This window comes from Rhodosalinus sp. FB01 (assembly GCF_041365715.1).
Lineage (GTDB): Bacteria > Pseudomonadota > Alphaproteobacteria > Rhodobacterales > Rhodobacteraceae > Rhodosalinus.
This window is the reverse complement of record NZ_JBGFSH010000002.1, coordinates 115,806-135,594: the sequence shown is the minus strand read 5'-3', so window position 1 is coordinate 135,594 and position 19,789 is coordinate 115,806. Positions and strand designations below refer to the sequence as shown.

Annotated in this window: 23 protein-coding genes; 6 read left to right on the top strand and 17 right to left on the bottom strand. The window is 70.5% G+C overall.

Annotated elements, in window-relative coordinates:
- Positions 1 to 31: 31 nt before the first annotated feature.
- On the top strand, positions 32 to 1,447 hold the full coding sequence (locus tag AB6A65_RS03350; RefSeq protein ID WP_371036942.1) for a hypothetical protein: 1,416 nt from the start codon (positions 32 to 34) through the stop codon (positions 1,445 to 1,447).
- An 85-nt stretch (positions 1,448 to 1,532) separates the two neighbouring features.
- On the opposite strand, the gene AB6A65_RS03345 is transcribed toward AB6A65_RS03350, so the two are convergent.
- Complete coding sequence (locus tag AB6A65_RS03345; protein WP_371036941.1) at positions 1,533 to 1,853, bottom strand: DUF6280 family protein; 321 nt, start codon at positions 1,851 to 1,853, stop codon at positions 1,533 to 1,535.
- A gap of 215 nt (positions 1,854 to 2,068) precedes the next feature.
- On the opposite strand from AB6A65_RS03345, the gene efp reads away from it, so the two are divergent.
- Positions 2,069 to 2,632, top strand: coding sequence for an elongation factor P (gene efp / locus AB6A65_RS03340; RefSeq protein WP_371036940.1), 564 nt, complete (start codon positions 2,069 to 2,071; stop codon positions 2,630 to 2,632).
- A gap of 43 nt (positions 2,633 to 2,675) precedes the next feature.
- Here efp and AB6A65_RS03335 read toward each other — a convergent pair whose 3' ends face one another.
- Complete coding sequence (locus AB6A65_RS03335) at positions 2,676 to 3,458, bottom strand: folate-binding protein YgfZ (RefSeq protein ID WP_371037241.1); 783 nt, start codon at positions 3,456 to 3,458, stop codon at positions 2,676 to 2,678.
- A gap of 131 nt (positions 3,459 to 3,589) precedes the next feature.
- Between AB6A65_RS03335 and AB6A65_RS03330 the strand changes: the two genes are divergently transcribed.
- Positions 3,590 to 3,778 carry a histidinol phosphate aminotransferase gene (locus AB6A65_RS03330; protein ID WP_371036939.1) on the top strand — a complete coding sequence of 63 codons (189 nt, stop codon included), beginning with the start codon at positions 3,590 to 3,592 and terminating at the stop codon, positions 3,776 to 3,778.
- On the opposite strand, the gene AB6A65_RS03325 is transcribed toward AB6A65_RS03330, so the two are convergent.
- The 4 genes from AB6A65_RS03325 to AB6A65_RS03310 all read right to left on the bottom strand — a co-directional run bounded on the left by AB6A65_RS03325 (position 3,763) and on the right by AB6A65_RS03310 (position 7,174).
- Positions 3,763 to 4,941 (bottom strand): peptidoglycan DD-metalloendopeptidase family protein, encoded by a 1,179-nt coding sequence (locus AB6A65_RS03325; RefSeq protein WP_371036938.1) that lies wholly within the window; start codon positions 4,939 to 4,941, stop codon positions 3,763 to 3,765. The two genes, AB6A65_RS03330 and AB6A65_RS03325, sit on opposite strands and share 16 nt — an antisense overlap.
- A gap of 81 nt (positions 4,942 to 5,022) precedes the next feature.
- Positions 5,023 to 5,667 carry a protein-L-isoaspartate(D-aspartate) O-methyltransferase gene (locus AB6A65_RS03320; RefSeq protein ID WP_371036937.1) on the bottom strand — a complete coding sequence of 215 codons (645 nt, stop codon included), beginning with the start codon at positions 5,665 to 5,667 and terminating at the stop codon, positions 5,023 to 5,025.
- On the bottom strand, positions 5,664 to 6,446 hold the full coding sequence (surE, locus tag AB6A65_RS03315; protein WP_371036936.1) for a 5'/3'-nucleotidase SurE: 783 nt from the start codon (positions 6,444 to 6,446) through the stop codon (positions 5,664 to 5,666). Before surE ends, AB6A65_RS03320 begins: the two co-directional genes overlap by 4 nt.
- A 68-nt stretch (positions 6,447 to 6,514) precedes the next feature.
- Entirely contained in the window at positions 6,515 to 7,174 is a 660-nt protein-coding gene (locus AB6A65_RS03310) for an SDR family NAD(P)-dependent oxidoreductase (RefSeq protein WP_371036935.1), read from the bottom strand.
- Between the two features lie 116 nt (positions 7,175 to 7,290).
- On the opposite strand from AB6A65_RS03310, the gene AB6A65_RS03305 reads away from it, so the two are divergent.
- Complete coding sequence (locus AB6A65_RS03305) at positions 7,291 to 7,854, top strand: biotin transporter BioY (protein ID WP_371036934.1); 564 nt, start codon at positions 7,291 to 7,293, stop codon at positions 7,852 to 7,854.
- A gap of 76 nt (positions 7,855 to 7,930) precedes the next feature.
- Here the strand turns inward: AB6A65_RS03305 and purF are convergent, their stop codons facing one another.
- The 8 genes from purF to alr form a co-directional block, all read right to left on the bottom strand.
- Positions 7,931 to 9,427 carry an amidophosphoribosyltransferase gene (purF, locus tag AB6A65_RS03300; RefSeq protein WP_371036933.1) on the bottom strand — a complete coding sequence of 499 codons (1,497 nt, stop codon included), beginning with the start codon at positions 9,425 to 9,427 and terminating at the stop codon, positions 7,931 to 7,933.
- Between the two features lie 192 nt (positions 9,428 to 9,619).
- The gene (locus tag AB6A65_RS03295; RefSeq protein ID WP_371036932.1) at positions 9,620 to 10,180 is read right to left on the bottom strand and encodes a CvpA family protein; all 561 of its coding nucleotides are present in this window, start codon (positions 10,178 to 10,180) and stop codon (positions 9,620 to 9,622) included.
- 29 nt (positions 10,181 to 10,209) lie between these two features.
- Entirely contained in the window at positions 10,210 to 11,568 is a 1,359-nt protein-coding gene (gene radA / locus AB6A65_RS03290; protein WP_371036931.1) for a DNA repair protein RadA, read from the bottom strand.
- 47 nt (positions 11,569 to 11,615) lie between these two features.
- Entirely contained in the window at positions 11,616 to 12,062 is a 447-nt protein-coding gene (locus AB6A65_RS03285; RefSeq protein ID WP_371036930.1) for a paraquat-inducible protein A, read from the bottom strand.
- A gap of 46 nt (positions 12,063 to 12,108) precedes the next feature.
- Positions 12,109 to 12,495, bottom strand: coding sequence for a hypothetical protein (locus AB6A65_RS03280; protein WP_371036929.1), 387 nt, complete (start codon positions 12,493 to 12,495; stop codon positions 12,109 to 12,111).
- Between the two features lie 66 nt (positions 12,496 to 12,561).
- Entirely contained in the window at positions 12,562 to 13,308 is a 747-nt protein-coding gene (locus AB6A65_RS03275; RefSeq protein WP_371036928.1) for an ABC transporter ATP-binding protein, read from the bottom strand.
- Positions 13,305 to 14,087: an MlaE family ABC transporter permease gene (locus AB6A65_RS03270; RefSeq protein ID WP_371036927.1), complete on the bottom strand. Its 783-nt coding sequence runs from the start codon at positions 14,085 to 14,087 to the stop codon at positions 13,305 to 13,307. The genes AB6A65_RS03275 and AB6A65_RS03270 overlap by 4 nt, the downstream gene beginning before the upstream one ends.
- Positions 14,084 to 15,121, bottom strand: coding sequence for an alanine racemase (gene alr / locus AB6A65_RS03265; protein ID WP_371036926.1), 1,038 nt, complete (start codon positions 15,119 to 15,121; stop codon positions 14,084 to 14,086). Before alr ends, AB6A65_RS03270 begins: the two co-directional genes overlap by 4 nt.
- Positions 15,122 to 15,224: 103 nt before the next feature.
- Here alr and AB6A65_RS03260 point away from each other — a divergent pair, with 103 nt between their 5' ends.
- Positions 15,225 to 16,007 carry an adenosylcobinamide-GDP ribazoletransferase gene (locus tag AB6A65_RS03260; RefSeq protein ID WP_371036925.1) on the top strand — a complete coding sequence of 261 codons (783 nt, stop codon included), beginning with the start codon at positions 15,225 to 15,227 and terminating at the stop codon, positions 16,005 to 16,007.
- A complete protein-coding gene (locus AB6A65_RS03255; RefSeq protein ID WP_371037240.1) occupies positions 15,941 to 16,519 on the top strand; it encodes a histidine phosphatase family protein in 579 nt (192 codons plus the stop codon). Before AB6A65_RS03260 ends, AB6A65_RS03255 begins: the two co-directional genes overlap by 67 nt.
- Here AB6A65_RS03255 and AB6A65_RS03250 read toward each other — a convergent pair.
- From AB6A65_RS03250 to AB6A65_RS03240, 3 genes are all read right to left on the bottom strand, one after another.
- Positions 16,501 to 17,298, bottom strand: a complete 798-nt coding sequence (locus tag AB6A65_RS03250; protein ID WP_371036924.1) for a DUF1194 domain-containing protein — start codon at positions 17,296 to 17,298, stop codon at positions 16,501 to 16,503. The genes AB6A65_RS03255 and AB6A65_RS03250 overlap by 19 nt on opposite strands.
- A 74-nt stretch (positions 17,299 to 17,372) precedes the next feature.
- Positions 17,373 to 18,866: a replicative DNA helicase gene (locus tag AB6A65_RS03245; RefSeq protein ID WP_371036923.1), complete on the bottom strand. Its 1,494-nt coding sequence runs from the start codon at positions 18,864 to 18,866 to the stop codon at positions 17,373 to 17,375.
- A gap of 143 nt (positions 18,867 to 19,009) precedes the next feature.
- On the bottom strand, positions 19,010 to 19,714 hold the full coding sequence (locus tag AB6A65_RS03240) for an orotate phosphoribosyltransferase (protein WP_371036922.1): 705 nt from the start codon (positions 19,712 to 19,714) through the stop codon (positions 19,010 to 19,012).
- Positions 19,715 to 19,789: the final 75 nt, after the last annotated feature.

Genomic DNA, 19,789 nt, shown 5'->3' with positions numbered 1-19,789 from the left:
CACCAAAGAGCAGAGCGGTAACCCATCCCGAATGTCAGACCCGGTTTCCCAGCCCGATATCGACGACGTGCTCGCCTCCATCCGTCGGCTCGTGTCCGAGGACGGCCGCGCGGAACGGCGCCGGCCGCCGGCCGGCGGGGGCAGACTGGTGCTGACCCCGGCCTTGCGCATCGACGAGTCGTCGCCTGAGGACGCGCCGGACGAGCCGGGGCAGGCCTCCAGCGCCGTCACAGGGTCCGATGATGCGCCGGGGCCCAGCATGCCGCCCGAGGACACGCGCAGCGAACCGGCCGCACGGGCCGAGGACGCCTTGCCGGGGAACGGGGACGCGGCGCAGGACATGCCGGAGCCCGACGCCGAGGACGGGCCGCGGGATCACGCGACGCCATCCGACGCCGCGCCCGCCGCGGGCCACGCCCCCGATGCGGGCGGCGAAAGCTTCGACGAGGGGGCCGCACCCCGGTCAGGCGAGGTCGAGGCGGCGCAGGACGATGGCTGGACCGTGATGCGGGGCTGGAGCGACCGCGTGGACGAGATCATTTTCAACACGTCCACGCCCACGCCCGCGATGGCGCCGGCGGGGGCGCGCGACCGGGCCGGAGACGCCGCGGACGACGCGGGCCGACCCAGGTTGGAACCGTCCGCGGAACGTCCCGCCGACCCGGCCCGGGATGCCGGTGGCGTGGACGAGGCCGAGGCATGGCAGGACAGCGAGACGGCCGCCCGGAAGGAGACGCCGAAAGGCCGAAGCGAGACCGTGCCGGCAGACGCGCTGCGCACCGCCACGCTGGAGCAGAAGATCGCCGAGCTCGAGGCATTGCTGAGCCGCGGCCCCGGGGGCCGGGACGACAGCGAGGCGGCGTCGCAAGGCGGGGCAGGATCTTCCGCGCGATCCGGGGAAGACGGCCCGGCCGGGCCCGTGCCGGCGGCCGCGGCCGCCGACGACGCCGGCCCGTCGGGGCACTCGGCCTCGGACCCCGGCTGGACGGTCGTTTCGCCGGTCGCAGGGATCGCGCCCGCGCGCGGGCGGGCCGATGCGGCGGCGCATGACGGCAGGATGGCCGTGGAACCGTCGCCCGGCGTTGCGGAGCCCGCGCCGGAGGCGGCCGAAGCCGACAGCGACGCCCGGGAGAGCGCCTGGCACATGGTCACGCCGGTCGTCGGAATGCCCGCCGCCGCGCCTGCCGGCGAGACGCGGGACGACGCGCGCGAGACAGGGACCGGCGCCCAACCCCGGGCCGGGGAGGACGAAGAGCGTGCCCCCGAAAGCTATGATTTCGCGTCGGACGGCCTTGGCCCTATCGACGAGGACGCGTTGCGCGACCTGGTCGCGCAGATCGTGCGCGAGGAATTGCAGGGCGCGCTGGGTGAGCGCATCACCCGCAACGTCCGCAAGCTCGTGCGCCGCGAAATCCACAGGGCGCTTACCGCGCAGGACCTCGACTGACCCTCGCAAGGCCACAACGGAAAAGCGCGCCCCGATAAGGGGGCGCGCTTTCCGGTTCGGACAGTCTGGCCCGCGGCGGTAGGGGTCAGGCGGCCTCCGCCTGCTCGGCCGCGTGCCGCCGCTCGCTTTCCTCGCGCGACAGCGCGACGGAGGTGCGCACGCCCCGCGCCACGAAATCCATAAGGCCATTCACGACACGTTCATTCGGGTCGATGCCGGCACAGCTCAGCACTTCGCGACCGTCGCGCGAGCGCGCCCACCGGGCGATCTGCTCGGGGCCGTTTCCATATTTCTTGTCGTCCGCGATGGCATCATCCAAAGCGGCGAGTACGACGGCGGCGAACAGCTTGCGGGCGCGATTGCCCTGCTCCTCGTTGAACGCCGTTCCGTCAACGAAATCCTTCATCTCGTTGTCCTTGTTCTTGCTCTTGCATTTTCGGGCGTGAGGGCCCTTATGGCGGAATTCACGCGATTCGGATACCGCTGAGATGCATGTCTATCATGCGTTTGGTGCATAAGTCATGACCAGGTTCACACGAAATGAGCCGGGTTGCCACTGCGCGATGCGCGAGATATAGGTGCCGGCGTCATTTCTGCAAGTCTGCGTGAAGGCCGCTTCGAATGCCCAAGATCAATGGCAACGAGATCCGCCCCGGCAACGTCCTGGAACACAACGGCGGCCTGTGGGTCGCGGTCAAGGTCGATCATGTGAAGCCCGGCAAGGGCGGTGCCTTCGCCCAGGTCGAGATGCGCAACCTGCGCAACGGCTCGAAGCTCAACGAACGCTTCCGCTCCGCCGACAAGGTCGAGCGCGTGCGGCTGGAGCAGCGCGACCAGCAGTTCCTCTACGAAACGGACGGGATGCTGGTGTTCATGGACACCGACAGCTTCGAGCAGATCGAGTTGCCCGCCGAGATCCTCGGCGACCGGCGGCCGTTTCTTCAGGACGGCATGACGATCCAGATCGAGTATTACGAGAACGAGGCGCTGAACGCGACGCTGCCGCAGAAGGTGACCTGCACAGTCGCCGAAACGGAGCCGGTGGTGAAGGGTCAGACCGCGGCGAACTCCTTCAAGCCGGCGCTGCTCGACAATGGCGTGCGCATCAGCGTGCCTCCCTTCGTGGGCCCGGACGAGAAGATCGTCGTGAACACCGAGACGATGGAATACTCCGAGCGCGCGTGACAGCGCGGCCCGACAAGGCGACGCCGATCTTCCTCAAGAGTCTCTAGGCCGGGCGCGCCGCCTCGCCTGCGAGGCGCACTCGTGCCTGACCTGCGGACATCTCGGGGCCGACGCGGTCGAGGCGCAGATAGGCGATGGCCCGGTCGCCCGCGCGCGTGTGGATCGTGCCCGCGGCCTTGCCGTCGCTTTCGATCCGGGCGCCAGGCTCGGCCGAACCTTCCAGCTCGACAGTCGCCAGCCCCTTTCGAAGCTCGGTCTTGTGGTGCATGCGCGCCGTGACCTCCTGCCCGACATAGCACCCCTTGCGGAAATCCACGCCGTTCAGGCGCTCGAATCCGGCCTCAAGGATGAAGCTGTCCGGCGTTAGTTCGCTGCCTGCTTCCGGGATGCAATGCGCGACCCGGACCGCATCCCAGTCGGTGCCGTCGTCGCCCTCCTCCGCGCCGTAGAGCCGCCAGCCGAGCGCGGGATGACGCGGGTCCGCGACCGCGCCGTCTGGCGCCGGGTCGCCCGTGCCGCGCCGCACACGGAGCCCCGTGGCCTCGATCTCGACCGGGGCGCGCAGCTTGTAAAGCGTCAGGCGCTTCACGAGATCGTCGGCCTGGAAGTCCGCGACGTCGACCAGAACCGCATCGCCGTCCTCCACGAGGAAGAAGTCGGCGATGTACTTGCCTTGCGGCGTGAGCATGGCGGCATAGACCGCCCCCGCGTCGAGCTTTTCCACGTCGTTCGTGACGAGCCCTTGCAGGAAGTCGCGTGCGCCCGGGCCCGAGACGCGAAGCACGCGGCGTCTGGATGCATCGGTCATCGCGGCATCTCCTCGAATCCTATGCACCGAATATAGGCGCACGTGCCCTCGGCGAAACCCGGCCAGCCGCCTTGCGTCCAACAGGTTACGGACTCTTGACGCTTGCGCGCTATGCTATGATCGGATCCGGGAGAGCGCGGAGAAACGCGATGCGAGGAAAGCCTGTCGGCCGGGTGGAGGACTACACGGGCACCTGCCTGGTCCTCTTTTTCGTCAATCTGCTTCTGCTGCTCGCGATCCTGTGGGCCGTCTTCGGGCTTCCCGCGGCGCTGCTCACCGCGGTGGCGCTCAACTTCCTGATAAATCGGGCGGAGCGCCGCCGTCACGGTGTCAGATAGGGCATCGGGTCCACGCGTTCGGTCCCGCGGGTCACCTCGAAGTGCAGGAAGGACGGATCACCGCCCGCGACGCGCGCGATGGTCTGGCCGCGGCTTACCCGGGCGCCCTTCGTCACGCTGATGTCGTCGAGGTTGACGTAGACGGTCAGCAGGTTGTCGGGGTGCTTGACCACCACGATGGACACCTCGTCGGTGTTCGACGTGACGGCCGCCACCTCGCCCGCGGCGGCCGCGCGCACCGGCGTGCCGGGGGCCGCGCCGATGGCGATCCCGTTGTTCCGCCCGCGCGCGTATTCGCGGATGATCGGGCCGTCCACGGGGAACACCATGCGCGCCGCGTCAGTGGATTGCGTTTCCCGCCCGAGATCCTGCACCGGCTCCCGTTGCGCCGCGGTCTGAGGGCGGGCGGCCGGCGCGGCGTCTTCCTCGGGCAGCGGGCGGGTCGCGCTGGGCGGCGTCGGCGTGGGCGAGCCGCTGCCGGGCGGCGGGGTCGCCGCAGCGGTGCGGGAGGTCTCTTGCGCGGCCTCGCGCGCCACCGGGATCAGCAGATACTGGCCCTGCCGCACGGAGAAGTCGGGGCCGAGCCCGTTCCATTCCGCAAGCGCGCGGACCGAGACGCCGTAGAGCCGGGCGATGGTGTAGGCCGTTTCGCCGCGCTCGACCCGGTGGCGGACCGGTTCCGGGCCGGCCGCGGGGGCGAGGGGCGTGGTCTGCACCGTGTTCGGACCCGCGCTGTCGATGGCCTCGCCCGCGACGCTTGCCACGTCCACCTGGCCGGAGCGGATGATCGGACCGTCCTGCGGGCCGGTCGCGGCCACGCGGCCGGGCAGGGCCATCACCTCGCCCGCGCGAAGCCGTGTCTGCGGCGTCACGCCGTTGTAGCGGGCCAGCTCGGTCGCGCCCAGGCCGGCCCGCGCGGCCACGTCGGCCACAGTGTCGCCGCGCCGCGCCACCGCGACCTGGTAGTTCGGGTAGGAGATGATACCCCGCTGATCGGGCGCGGGCCTTTGGCCCGTGCCGTTGCGGACGGCGTCGGAGGTGTCGAAGCTGCCGCCGCGAAGGTCGAGGTCGAGGTCCATCGTCTCGTCGCAGGCGGCGAGCGCGGCGAGCGCCGTGCCGGCGAGAATGGCGCGCAGAAGGCTGGGCATGTCGGGGCGGGTCATCTCGATGTCCTCAATCTCGCGCCCCTTGTGGCCGGGGCGTCGGTCCGGTTTGCGCGACCCCGCGCGGGGCCGGTCCGATGCTCATCCGTCACGGCCGAGCCCCTCTACCAGGGGAACGAACCGCACAGGTCGCAACTCGTCGTAGTCGAACCCGTTATCCGTCCGCGTGACGCGGATCAGGTGCTGCACGGCGTCCGACTGGCCGACGGGCAACACCATGATACCGCCGATCTTCAATTGCGCCAAGAGCGGGCCTGGAGGGTCCTCCGCGGCGGCGGTCACGAGGATACGGTCGAAGGGCGCCTGGTCGGGCAGGCCGTGGCTGCCGTCGGCGGCGAAGACCGTGATGTTGGCCATGTCGAGCTCCGAAAAGAGCGCCTGCGCCTCGCGTACCAGCCGGGCGTGCCGGTCCACGGTGTAGACCCGGCGGGCGAGCTGGCTCAGGATCGCGGCCTGGTAGCCGGAGCCGGTCCCCACCTCGAGCACCGTGTCGCGCGGCTGCACCTTGAGCGCCTGGGTCATCAGCCCGACGACCGAAGGCTGGCTGATCGTCTGTCCGCAGGCGATGGGCAGCGGCGTGTCCTCGTAGGCGCGGTCGAGGAAGTAGTGGCGCACGAAGGCGCCCCGGTCGATCCGCTCCATCGCCGAAAGCACGCGCTTGTCCGTCACCCCTTTGGAACGCAAGGCGAAAAGGAACTGCATCTTGCGTTCGGCGGTGTCTGTCATAAGGCGCGGGCCACCGCGTCGAGCACGTCATGCGCCGTGAGATCCGCGCGCATGGGCGTGACCGAGACATAGCCCTCGAGGTTGACCGCCGCGTCGCTGCCCGGGGCGCTTTCGGCGCGCTGGTCGCCGCCCTTGATCCACAGGAACCGCCGTCCCGCCGGCGAATGGTGGGGTTCGGTGGAAACTCCCGTGCCCTGCCGGAATCCCAGCGGCGCGACGCGCAGGCCCTTCACCTCCGCCGCCGGCACCGGCGGGAAGTTCACGTTGTAGAAAAGCCGGTAGTCGGAGCTTTCCTCGGGCGTGGCGGCGAGAATCCGCCGCACCGTCTGCGCGCCGTGGCGCGCGGCCGCCTCGAACGGGTTGCCGAGCGTGTTGTTGGCCGGCCCCATGTATTGCGACAGCGCGATCGCGGGCAGCCCGTGCAACGCGCCCTCGAGCGCGCCGCCGAGCGTGCCGGAATAAAGCGCGTTCTCGGCAGAATTGTTGCCGCGATTGACGCCGGAGAGCACGAGGTCGGGCCGCTCGCCCTCCAGCACGTCGTAAAGCCCCGCGAGCACGCAGTCGGCCGGGCTGCCTTCGGCGGCATAGGTGCGTGGGCCGAGCCGCGCGATCATCATGGGATGGGTATAGCTGATCTTGTGCGCGACGCCCGACTGCTCGAACGCGGGCGCGACCGTCCAGACCTCGCCGTCATCGCCCGCAAGCTCGCCCGCGATGGCCTGAAGCACCTTCAGCCCCGGCGCGTTGATGCCGTCGTCATTTGTCACGAGAATACGCATCGGCTGCCCTGCCCGCCCGTTTCACCCTCCATAGTGGAGGCGAAAAAGGGGGGCAAGCGGTGGCCGTCTCAGACGATCCCCGCGAGAAGGCGCCGCGCCTCTTCCTCGCGCGGAGCGAGGTCTTCGCGCGGCTCGCCGGGATGAAATCGCGCGCGTGTCGCCGTGGCCATGGGGCGCGGTTCCAGCACGTGCACCCGCGGGCCGGTGCGCGCGCTTTCCGCCGCCCAAGACCGCGCCAGCGCGATCTGCGCGGCCTTGGTCGCGCCGTAGGCGCCGAAGAACTTCTCGCCCCCGCGCGGATCGTCGAAGAAGAGCGCCTGTCCCGTCTGGCCCAGAAGCGGCGCCAGATACGCGATCAGACGCGCCGTGGCGGTCACGTTGACGTCGAGCGCCTTGGCCATGTCCCGTTCGTCGATCGAGGGCGCGGGCGAAAGCGGCGGCGCGTGGATCGCCGTATGCGCCCAGAGCGCGAGCCCACCCCAGCGGTCGTGGATAGACCGGCAGAGCTGGGCCATCGCGTCGGGGATCGTGATGTCCATCGGCGCCAGCGTGGCCGCGCCGCCGCGCGCCTTGACGCGGTCGTCGAGTTCCTCGAGCGCGCCCACGGTCCGCGCGACCGCCACGACATGGAACCGGGGGGCGAGCGCCTCGGCCAGCGCGGCGCCCAGCCCGCGCGAGGCGCCGGTGACGAGCGCGACAGGGGGGGAGGATGGGTCCGTCTCCGTCATGTGCGCGCTCTTTCCACCCTTCGCGGCCATGCGCAAGCCCCGTGCAGATCGGGGCTTCCCTTCCGGCGCGAAATCGTCGAATTTGCCGCGGACAAGGAATTGGAAAGGACTTCGCCGTGACCCTGACCCAAGCCGCTCTCGCCCCCCGCTCCCTGACCTCGCAGGGTCTGCTCGTGCTGGCCGGTTCGGTCTTCCTCGGGCTGATCAGCCAGGTCGAGGTGCCGATGTTCCCGGTGCCGATGTCGCTTCAGACGCTGGGCGTCACGCTGATCGGCCTCACCTTCGGCGCGCGGATGGGCGCGCTCGCGGTGCTTGCCTACCTCGCGCAGGGCGCGGCCGGGCTGCCGGTCTTCTCGGGCGGGGACGCGGGCGCCCATCACCTCGTCGGCCCCACCGCAGGCTATCTCTGGGGCTTCGTCGCGATGGCGTGTCTCACCGGCCGGCTGGTGGAACTCGGGCTCGACCGCGGCCTTCTCCGGCTATGCGCGGCGGCCGTGGTTCCGGCGATGGCCATATACCTGCCGGGCGTGGCGTGGCTGCATTTCGGGATCGGACTGGAGCTGTCCACCGCGCTTTCGGCGGGGATGCTGCCCTTCGTGCCGGGCGACCTGGTGAAATCGGCGATCGCCGCGCTTTCGATCGCGGGCGGCTGGGCCGCCCTGTCCCGCCTGCGCCGCTGAGGCGGCCGCATACGCGACGCGAAGGGCCGCCCTCGGGCGGCCCTTTCTTTGCATGTCACGCAGCAGGCGCGTCGCGCTATTCGGCCGCCTTGAGGCGGAAGCCCTGCTCGACCATGTCCGACGGCTCGACCGGGTAGTCGCCGGAGAAGCAGGCGTCGCAGTATTGCGGCTGCGCGGGATCGCGGCCGTTCGCCTCGCCCACCGCGCGATAGAGGCCGTCGAGGGAGATGAAGCGCAGCGAATCCACCTGCAGATGTTCCCGCATCTCCTCCTCCGACATCGTCGCGGCGAGGAGCTTCTCGCGCTGCGGGGTGTCCACCCCGTAGAAGCAGGGCCAGGCCGTCGGCGGGCTGGCGATACGGAAATGGACCTCCTTCGCGCCGGCATCCAGGATCATCTCCTTGATCTTGCGCGAGGTGGTGCCGCGCACCACCGAATCGTCCACCAGGATCACCCGCTTGCCGCGGATGAGCGCGCGGTTGACGTTGAGCTTCAGCCGCACGCCCATGTTGCGGATCTGCTCGGTGGGCTCGATGAAGGTGCGGCCCATGTACTGGTTGCGCACGATCCCCATCGCGTAGGGGATGCCCGATTCCTGGCTGTAGCCGATCGCCGCCGGCGTCCCGCTGTCGGGCACCGGGCAGACGAGATCCGCCTCCACCGGCGCCTCGCGCGCCAGTTCCACGCCGAGCTGGCGGCGCGTCTCGTAGACGGAGCGCCCGCCCTGGATCGAGTCCGGGCGCGAGAAATAGACATGCTCGAATATGCAGAAGCGCGGCCGCTGCGGCCGGAAGGGAAAGTGGCTTTCCACGCCCGCATCGGTGATGACCACCATCTCGCCCGGCGCGATCTCGCGGATGAACTCCGCGCCGATGATGTCAAGCGCGCAGGTCTCCGACGACAGCACCCAGCCCGGTTTTGCCTCGGTGCCCACGCGGCCCAGCACGAGCGGGCGCACGCCCAGCGGATCGCGCACGCCGATGAGCTTCGTGCGCGTCATGGCGACCACCGAGAACGCGCCCTCGACGCGGCGCAGCGCGTCCTCCATCCGCTCGGGGATGTCGCGCTGAAGCGACCGCGCCATCAGGTGGATGATGCATTCGCTGTCCGAGGAGGACTGGAAGATCGAGCCACGGTCGATCAGCTCGCGCCGCAGCGCCATCGCGTTCGTGATGTTGCCGTTATGGGCGATCGCCGCGCCGCCCATCGAGAATTCGCCGAAGAAGGGCTGCACGTCCCGCATCGCGGTCTGGCCCTTGGACCCTGTGGTGGAGTAGCGCACATGCCCGATCGCAAGGCTGCCGGGCAGCGTTTCCATCAGGCTCGCAGAGGTGAAGTTGTCGCGGACGTAGCCGAAGCGGCGGGCCGAGTTGAACCCCGTCTCCGGGTCGTGGGAGACGATGCCGCCCGCCTCCTGCCCGCGGTGCTGAAGCGCGTGCAGGCCGAGGGCCACGAAATTCGCCGCGTCCGTCACGCCGAGAACGCCGAAGACGCCGCACTCCTCGCGCAGCTTGTCGTCGTCGAACGGGTGTCGGGGCAGGGTTGCGTCTGATCTGTCGCTGGGATGGGGCAAGGAAGGGAGGCTCCGAATCCGGGCACGCTCTGGCGTCTGCTTAAGGCATCGTGACGCGCGTGTCACGAAACGATCATGTTCGACCGGATGCAAAGGGGCCGGGTGCGCGGGGTCGGCCCGTTTCCCCGGCAGGACCGCGGTTCGCCATGTCAGGGCGGGCCGGGCTCTCGCCCCGTCGCTCGCGGCGCGGCCTCAGGCCGGGGCGTCGCAGATCCCGACAAGTTGCTCGTACTGGCGGGTGACCCAGCCCAGCGCCTGTTCCGGATTGCGCTGCTCGATGGCGTCGGTCATCTGCGCGAAGACCCGCGCGGAGCGGCTGTCGTCGATCATCGCGATGTCCTGCGCGGCGGCCACCGTCTCGTAGACGAAATAGGCGATGGCCACGAGCAGGATGCCGCGCACCACCCCGAACAGGAAGCCCAGCCCCTGATCCAGCCCGCCGAGCGCGGAACGCTGCACCAGCGACGAGAAGACCGGCGTGAAAAGCGACACGATCACGAGCACCACGGCGAAGACGGCCGCGAAGGCCGCGATGACCGAAAGCTCGCAGCTGTCGGCGATCATGGAGCCGAGGACCGGAACCTCCTTGACCAGCGGCTGCGCCTGCGGCGCGAAGATGAAGGCCACGAACGCCGCGGCGACCCATCCCGCGATGGCCAGCGTCTCGCGGACGAAGCCGCGCGCATAGGCCAGAAGCGCAGAAAGCACGATGACGATCGCCACCGCCCCGTCGATGATCGTGAAGCCTTCCATGTCGCTGCCCGTCCTGCTCCTGCCGCGCCTCACCCGGCGCCGAACACCTCGCCCACGAAGGCCGCGAGGCCCTCCATCTGCGTGAGCTTCAGCCCGCCCGCCGCAGCGGGCGCGCCGCCCGCGGGCGCGATGGCCGCGGTGAAACCAAGTTTCTGCGCCTCTTTCAACCTGTTTTCGGTCTGTCCCACCGGGCGCAGCGCGCCGGAGAGGCTGATTTCGCCGAAAACGACCGTGTCGGCGGGTAGCGCCGCGTCCTCCCGCGCCGACAGAAGCGCCGCGGCGACCGCGAGGTCGGCGGCGGGTTCGCCGATCTTCATGCCGCCGGCCACGTTGAGATAGACGTCGAGGCCGGTGAACGGAATGCCGCAGCGTGCCTCGAGCACGGCGAGGATCATGGCGAGGCGGCCCGCATCCCAGCCCACCACGGTGCGCCGGGGCTGGGCGTGGGGCGTGGGGGCCACGAGGGCCTGCAACTCCACCAGCAGCGGGCGCGTACCCTCGATCCCGGCGAAGACCGCGGACCCCGGCGCGGGCTGCCCGCGCTCGGACAGGAAGAGTGCAGACGGGTTCGCGACCTCGGCAAGCCCGCCGCCCGTCATCTCGAAGACGCCGATCTCGTCGGCCGGGCCGAAGCGGTTCTTCACCGCGCGCAGGATGCGGAACTGGTGTCCGCGCTCGCCCTCGAAATAGAGCACCGTGTCGACCATGTGCTCGAGCACGCGCGGCCCGGCGATCTGGCCCTCCTTGGTGACATGCCCCACGAGGATCACCGCGATGCCGCTGCGCTTGGCCAGGGTGACGAGCTCGTGCGCCGCGGCGCGCAGCTGCGTGACCGAGCCGGGGGCGCTGTCCACGGTGTCGGACCACATGGTCTGGATCGAGTCGATCACGGCAAGGCCGGGGCGCTCGGCCTCCAGCGTTGCGAGGATGTCGGCCAGGCGCGTCTCGGTCGCGAGCCGCACCGGCGCGTCGGCCAGCCCGAGGCGCCGGGCGCGCAGCCGCACCTGCGCGCTCGCCTCCTCGCCCGAGACGTAGATGGTGGGCAGCCCCTCCTGCGCGAAGCGCGCCGCGGCCTGCAACAGCAGCGTGGACTTGCCGATGCCCGGATCGCCGCCCACCAGCACCGCCGAGCCGGGCACGAGGCCGCCGCCCAGCACCCTGTCGAACTCTCCGATCCGGCTCGCGGCGCGGGGCGGCGGCGGTTCGGCATGGGACAGGTCGGTGAGCGGCAGCGCCCGGCCTCGCGGCGTGGCGCCGCCCGGCGCGGGGGCGCGCGGGCGCTCCTCCACGATGGTATTCCACGCCCCGCAGGCCTCGCAGCGGCCGGCCCATTTCGAGGTGACGTTGCCGCAGGCGGTGCAAGTGAACGAGGCGGAGCGCTTGGCCATGGCGCTCTTCCTGCCCGAGCCCGCGCCCGGCCGCAAGCGGGGTGCGCTCACGCCGCGCGGGCCAGCGACCGCTGTGTCAGGTGCCCGATCACGATCGAGGCGAGGATGCATCCGGTGAAGAGCCAGAGGCCCCAGGCCGTCTCGATCCGGCCGACGCCGATGCCCTTGGCCACCGTGACGTAGATCGCGATCAGGAAGACATCGGCCATGGCGAGCTTGCCCAGCATCTGAAGCGCCGGAAGGGTGCGCATGTCCAGCAGCCCGAACTGCACCAGCGCGAGGCCCGCGGTCTTCAGGTAGGGGGCGAGCAGCGCGAAGAAGGTCACGAGAAGCGCGAGCGCCACGTCACTCCCCCAAAGGCTTTGCAGCCCCGAGATCACGCTGATCTCCGACATGCCGAAGAGCGGCAGCAGCCCCGCCCGCATCAGGGGCGCGAACCACGCCACCGGGTAAAGCACCAGAAGCGCGAGATTTGCGACGCGAAGGGCGGTCATGTGCCGGGCGCGCGACGCCCCGATCCGGTGGCCCGCGTGCATCCCGCTACCGGGTCAGAAGCCAGAGAAGCAGAAGGGCCAGGACCAGAAGGCCGTGCGCCCAGTCGATCCAGCGCCAGCGCATGCCGCGGGCCAGGCCCGAGAGGCCCAGCGGCGCCGTCGCGGCAAGAAGCACCACCATGCCGCCGCCCGCCCGCGCGAGCGTGCTGGAGGCCGCGTGCACCGGCCCCGACCAGAGGCCCAGCACCGCGGGGCCGAAGAGGGCGAAGATCCCCGCGCAGGACAAAAGGCCCGCCGCCGCCGCCCAGGCCCGGCTGGGCCCCTCGGCCGCGATGGCGCGAAGCACGGCGAGCGCGAGGATCGCCGGAAGGTAGGCGAACTGCTTGAGCGCGAGAAAGCTCAGCACGGTGTAATTCGGCTCGAAGCCCGTCATGCGATGCCCGCTCGCTTTCCCCGTTGCCCGTGAAGATAGAGGCGCGCGTCCCGGCGCGCCAGCGCCTCAGCGCACCGCGGCGATCGGGCCCTCGGCGCGGCCGTTGATGAACTGGTCGAGGTAGGGATCGCCCGATGCGTCCATGTCCGTGGCCGGGCCCGTCCACTGGATCACCCCGTCATGCAGCATCGCCACGTTGTCCGCGATGGCCCGGACGCTCGTCATGTCGTGGGTGATGGTCATGGCGGTGGCGCCCATCTCGGTCACGATCTCGCGGACGAGATCGTTGATGACGCCGGCCATGATCGGATCGAGACCGGTCGTGGGCTCGTCGAAGAAGATGATCTCGGGCTCGGCCGCGATGGCGCGCGCCAGTCCCACGCGCTTCTGCATCCCACCCGAAAGCTCGGCCGGGTACTTGTCGAGCACGGTCTCGCCGAGCCCGACGCGCCGCAGCTTTTCCAGTGCGATCTGGCGCGCCTCGTCGCGTGGGCGCCGGAGCGAGCCGCGCAGCAGCCGGAACGCCACGTTCTGCCACACGGGCAGCGAGTCGAAGAGCGCGCCGCCCTGGAAGAGCATCCCGAACCGCGCGAGAAAGGCGTCGCGGTCGCCTGCGCGCGTGTCCTTCCCGTCGAGCCGGATGACGCCGGCATCGGGCGCGACGAGGCCGAGGATGCACTTCAGCAGCACGGATTTTCCGGTACCCGAGCCGCCGATGATGACCATCGAGGTCCCGGTCTCCACCCTAAGGTCCACGCCGCGCAGGACGCGGTTCTCGCCGAAGGCCTTGTGGATGCCCGTAAGCTCGATCATGCGGCGAAGAAAAGCTCGGTCAGGATGTAGTTGGCGGCGAAGATCAGCACGCTCGAGGACACGACCGCCGTCTTGGTCGCCCGGCCCACGCCCTGCGCGCCCCGCGCCGATGTCATGCCGTGATAGCAGCCCATGAGCGCGACGATGAACCCGAACACCGCGCCCTTGATGAGGCCCGAGACGATGTCCCAGCGTTCGAGGAAGTCCGCGGTGTTCTCCAGGTAGACCGCGGCGTTGAACTCCAGCCGCGTGATGCCCACGAGGTAGCCGCCCAGGATCCCGATAGAATCGCCCACCGCCACCAGCACGGGCACGCAGAGCGTTGCGGCCAGGACGCGCGGCACGGCGAGATACTTCAACGGGTGGGTCGACAGCGTCACCAGCGCGTCGATCTGCTCGGTCACCTTCATGGTGCCGATCTCGGCCGCGATGGAGGATGCCACACGCGCGGCCACCATCAGCCCGCCCAGCACCGGGCCGAGTTCGCGCACGATGCCGATGGCCACGATCTGCGGCACCACCGCCTCGGCGTTGAAGCGCGAGCCGCCGGCGTAGATCTGAAGCGCGAGCGCGCCGCCGGTGAAGACGGCGGTCAGCCCGACCACGGGCAGCGACAGCCAGCCGATCTGGACGACTGCATGCAGGAATTCGCGCGCGTAGAAGGGCGGGCGGAAGAGGTGTCCCACGACCCGGCCCGCGTAGAAGGTCACCGCGCCGGCCGCGGCGAGCATGGACAGCACCGTGCGCCCGATGGCGGCGAGGGGTGCCGTGGGGCTCATGTGCGCGAATATCTCCGGACGTCGCGCGCGCCGAGCGCGGGCAGGATCTCGTATCCGAGCGTTCCCGCCGCCTCTGCCAGGTCGTCCACCCCCTGATGCGCGCCCAGCACCCGAAGATGCGCTGGGGCTTCCTCAAGATGGGTGATCTCGACCCCGATCAGGTCCATCGAGATGCGCCCGCGCACCGGGCAGGGCACGCCGTCGGCGTGAACGCTGATCTTCGGCCCCATGATGCGGTGCAGACCGTCGGCGTAGCCCGCCGAGATGGTGGCGATGCGCGCGGGCGCCTCGGCCGTCCAGCTGTTGCCGTAGCCGACCGTCTCCCCGGCCGCGATCTCGCGCGTCTGGATCACCGGCACGTCCAGCGTGACGACGTGCTGCGCATCGTCGAAGGGCGCGCCGCCGTAAAGGCCGATGCCGGGGCGCGTCATCTCGAAATGGTAGTCCGGTCCCAGCAGAACACCGCCCGTCGCCGCGAGCGAGCGTGGCGCGGTAAGGCCGTCGGTCATCTCGCGGAAGGTGGCGAGTTGCGCGCGGTTCATCGGGTGGTCGGGCTCGTCCGCGCAGGCGAGATGGCTCATCACGAGGCGCGGGCCGAGTTCCAGCGCCACGTCTCGCAGGGATTGCCACTCGGCCGGCTCCATCCCGAGGCGGTTCATTCCGCTGTCGAGCTGGATGCCGAAGGGCGCGCCCGGCAGGCCCTCGACATGGCGCACCATCTGGTCGATGGAGTTCAGCATCGGCACCAGCGAGAACTCCGCCAGAAGCGCCGTATCGCCCTCCATGTGCCCGGCGAAGACGAAGATCTCCGGCCCCTCGCCCAGGATGCGGCGGAGCGCCGCGCCCTCCTCGGCGATGGCGACGAAGAAGCTGCGGGCCCCCGCCCGCGCCAGCGCGCGGGCGACCTGCGCAAGACCGAGCCCGTAGCCGTCGGCCTTCACCACGGCGGCGGTTTCGCCCTGCGTCAGGGCGTCGAGGGCGCGCCAGTTCGCCACCAGCGCGTCGAGGTCGATCGTCAGCTTAGCCTGCGCCATGTCAGCGTGTTTGGCATGCCCGCGAGCGAGGTCAAGGCAAAAGGCCCCGTCGCCGCGCGCGGCGGTGCTTGCCCACCCCTCGTGGGGCGGCTAAAGCGTCGCAATGACGCGGGAATCCCCTTTCGGCGGCTGGCGGGACGAGCTGGCCGTGTTCGCGCTGGCTGTGCAGTTCCTGACCCGCCTTCCGGTGCCGCGCGACCTGCCGTTTTCCGACGCGCGGCTTCTGCGTGCGACGCGCTACTACCCCGCGGTGGGGCTTCTGGTGGGCGCGATCGGGGCCGCCGTCCTGCTGGCCGCGGCCGCGGCGCTGCCCTGGCCCGTCGCCGTGCTTCTGTCCATGGCGGCCACCGTCCTCGCCACGGGCGGCTTTCACGAGGACGGGCTCGCCGACGCGGCCGACGGGCTGGGCGGCGGGGTCACGCCCGGGCGCGCGCTCGAGATCATGCGCGACAGCCGGCTGGGCAGCTACGGCGCGCTGGCGCTCGGGCTGACGCTTGCCCTCAAGGCGGCGGCGCTGATGGCGCTCGCCCCGGCGGAGGCCGCCTGCGCGCTGCTTCTGGGCCACGGGATCAGCCGCTACGCGCCCGTCGCGGTGGTGGCGCGGTTCGACTATGCCCGCGACGACGGCGCGAAGTTCGTCGCGCCTTCGGTGAGCGCGGCGGGCCACCGGGTGGCGCTGGCCACGGCGGCGGCCTGGGCGCTCGCGCTGGCGCTCGTGCTTGGTCCGGGTGCGGCGGCGGCGGGGCTTCTCGGGGGCGCCGGTCTCGCGGGCGGGATCGCGCGGCTCTACCTGCGCAAGCTTGGCGGCTACACCGGCGACTGTCTGGGCGCGACGCAGCAGATGGCGGAGCTCGGGCTTCTTCTCGGGGTCGTGGCAGGGGCCTGACGCTTCTGCGCCACACGACGCCGGCGGTCGCGCCGGGCACCTGCTACGGGCGGACCGACCTCGCGCTGGCCGAAAGCTTCGAGGCGGAGGCGGAGGCGGTGCTGGCCGCGTTGCCCGGGATCCGCCACCTCGTCACCAGCCCGCTTTCGCGCTGCCGCCGCCTCGCGGAGCGCATCGGCGCCGCGCGCGGCCTTGATGTCGAGGTCGCGGCGCTCTGGACGGAGATGGATTTCGGCCGCTGGGAGGGGATGGCGTGGGACGCGATCCCGCGCGCCGAACTCGATGCCTGGGCGGCGGATTTCCTGCACGCGCGCCCCCATGGCGGGGAAAGCGTGGCCGAGCTGCGCGACCGGGTGGCGGCGGCGCTGGCCGCGGCGCCCGGGGACGGCACGCTCGTCGTGACCCATGCCGGGACGATCAAGGCGGCGCGGCATCTGCATGGCATCCCCGGCGCGTGGGAGGAAAGCCCGGCCTTCGGCGGGCTCGTGGCTCTTCAGGGCTCGCCCCAGTAACGCCGGTAGCGTTCCCAGATCTTCTCGCCCACGAGGCAGTCGTAGTCTGCGCGGCCTTGTGCCTGCCACAACCGCGCGGGCCCGGTCCCCGCGATCTCCAGCACCATCTTGCGGCGCACCGCGTCGGCGAACTGGTCCCAGCCCACCACGGGAATGACGAAGGCACCGGGCCCGCCGATCACGCATGCCTCGTAATACGCGTCGAGATCGGCGATGTCCCAGACCTGAAGCCGGTCTTCCGGCGTCATCAGCGGCAACCCGTTGATCGTGATCCCGCGCGAGAGCACGGAGTCGCGCGCGGCGGGCACGGGCCGGCCCTCGTTGTTGGGGCCGTCGCCCGAGATGTCGATCACGCGCCGCAACCCGTCGAAGCCGTTCCGCTCGAAAAGCGTGGCGGAGTAGAGCAGCGCCCCCGAGATCGAGGTGCGCCGCATCGCGGGCTCGAGATGCGCGCCGATCCGGTCCGCGAAGGCGTCCGCGGCCGCCGCCCCGTCGATCAGGGCCCAGTCGACGGCGCCGCGCTGGGCGTACTGCCCGGCCCACTCGACGTAGGTGAGCGCGATCCGCCCGATCAGCCCGCCCTCGATCGCGGCGATCACCTCGGGCGAGCGCAGCGCCTCGGCATAGCCCCGGCGCTGGATTTCCAGCTCTTCGGGGGACATCGAGCGCGAGACGTCCACCGCGAGCACGAGTTCGAGGTCCACCTCCACGCCGTCCGGCTCCCACGCCGCGGCGGCTGCGGGCCAGAGGGCAAGCGCGATGAGGGCTGCGAACCGCATGGCCCATTGGCGCAAGGGGTGGCGCGTCTGTCCAGTCACATCGCCGTGCGGCCGCGCGGCATCGCGTGCCTTGCTCAGAAATTCTCCCCGGCGGGGCGCTGCCAGGGCTTCGCGAGGTTGCTGAAGCGGGTGAAGCGGCCGTCGAAGGCAAGTTCCACCGTGCCGATGGGGCCGTGGCGCTGCTTGCCGATGACCACCTCGGCGCGGCCGTGCAGCCGTTCCATCTCTTCCTGCCAGCGGGCCATCGCCTCGAGGTCGTGGTCGCCCGGCTTTTCGCGCTCCTTGTAGTATTCCTCGCGGAAGACGAACATCACCACGTCGGCGTCCTGCTCGATCGAGCCCGATTCGCGCAGATCGGACAGCTGCGGGCGCTTGTCCTCCCGGGACTCCACCTGGCGCGAGAGCTGCGAGAGCGCGATCACCGGGATGTCGAGCTCCTTGGCGATGGCCTTGAGGCCCTGGGTGATCTCGGAAATCTCGTTCACCCGGTTCTCCGAGCGGCCGGTGCCGCGCACGAGCTGGAGATAGTCCACGATCAGCACGTCGAGCCCGTGGGTCCGCTTTAGCCTGCGCGCCCGCGCGGCGAGCTGCGCGATGGGCAGGGCCGGGGTGTCGTCGATGTAGAGCGGACAGGCCTCGAGCGCCTTGGCCGCCTCGACGAAGCGGCGGAACTCCTCCTCGGTCATGTCGCCCTTGCGGATCTGCTCGGAGGGCACCTCGGCCGCCTCCGAGAGCACCCGCGCGGCGAGCTGTTCGGCGCTCATCTCGAGGCTGTAGAAGCCGACCACGCCGCCGTCGACCGCGCCCTCTGTCCCGTCCGACAGCGCACCGCGCCGGTAGGCCCTGGCGATGTTGAAGGCGATGTTGGTCGCGAGAGAGGTCTTGCCCATGGAGGGCCGCCCCGCGAGGATCAGCAGGTCCGACTTGTGCAGCCCGCCCAGCTTCGCGTCGAGATCCGCAAGCCCGGTGGACACCCCCGCCAGCCCTCCCTCGCGCTGGTAGGCGGCGTTGGCGACCTTCACCGCGTCGGTGACCGCGCTCAGGAAGGACTGGAAGCCCGACTGCGCCTGTCCCTGCTCGGCGAGGCTGTAAAGCGCCTGTTCCGCGACCACGATCTGCTCGCGCGGCTCCTCGGCCACGTCGACCCGCGCGGCGCGCGCGGCGATGTCGCGGCCAAGCGCGATGAGCTCGCGCCGCACCGCCAGGTCGTAGATGAGCTGCGCGTCGTCGCGCACCGCGAAGGCCGCGATGGCGGCGCCTGCGAGACGTGCGAGGTAGGCCGGCCCGCCCAGCTCCTTCAGCCCCTCGTCGTCTTCCATGAAGGCCTTGAGCGTGACCGGCGAGGCGAGGTTGTTCTTGGCGATGCGCGCCGCGGCGAGATCGAAGATCCGCGCGTGCACGGGTTCGTAGAAGTGCTGCGGGCCGATCAGGTTGGCCACGCGGTCGTAGACGTCGTTGTTGGTCAGGATCGCGCCCAGAAGCTGCTGCTCGGCCTCGATCGAGTGCGGCATGGTTTCCGGGGCCTCGATCTCGGCCCCGGTCGGATTGATCGCCGCGAGTTCGGTCATGACTGCCCTCTTGTTCTTGTGTCCGGCCTGTCTAGGCGAGCCGTCGTCGCGCGGGCAAATTGTATGTTTCTGTGGATTTCCTGTGAAATAAATTTCTCAACATCCTGCGTATCGGCAGGAAGTCGCAACAAGATGTCGCAAGTTCAGGATGTCTTCTCGGGCGGCGGAGGGGTGCCGGCCCGTGCCGCCTGCCACGCCCGGGGGTCGGCCAGGAACGACTCGACCTCGTCGAGCGTCGCGCGATCGAAGGCGCCCTGCGCGCGCGCCTCGGCCAGAACGTCGGGCCATGTGGTGAGCGCGTGAAGCCGTACGCCGTGCCCGGCCAGCCGCGTCCCGGTCTCCGGGAAGATCCCGTAGGAGAAGATCACGGCCGTGTGCGCGCAGGATGCCCCCGTCTCGCGGATCGCGTCGATGAAGGAAAGCTTGGAGCCGCCGTCGGTGGTCAGGTCCTCGACCAGCAGAACCCGGTCGCCCTCTGCCACGACCCCCTCGATGCGGGCGTTGCGGCCATACCCCTTGGGCTTCTTGCGGACATAGGCCATGGGCAGCGCCAACCGCTCGGCGATGAGCGCGGCGAAGGGAATGCCCGCCGTCTCGCCGCCCGCGACCACGTCGAAGGCCTCGAAGCCCGCCTCGCGCAGCACGGTCGCGGCGAGGTAGTCCATGAGCGCCGCGCGCACCCGCGGAAAGGAGATCAGCTTGCGGCAGTCGATGTAGGTGGGCGAAGGCAGGCCCGAGGCCAGGATGAAGGGCTCCTCCGCGTTGAAATGGACGGCCCGGACCTCGAGCAGCATGCGCGCCGCGAGGCGCGCGATCTCTTCGCGGGGCGGGGCGGCGGTGGGGATCATCGGCTGTTTCCTCGCATCGTTTCGGTCCGGGGGCGGCGCCTGGGCCGGGCGTGCAAGGGGCTTCGAAGCCCCTTG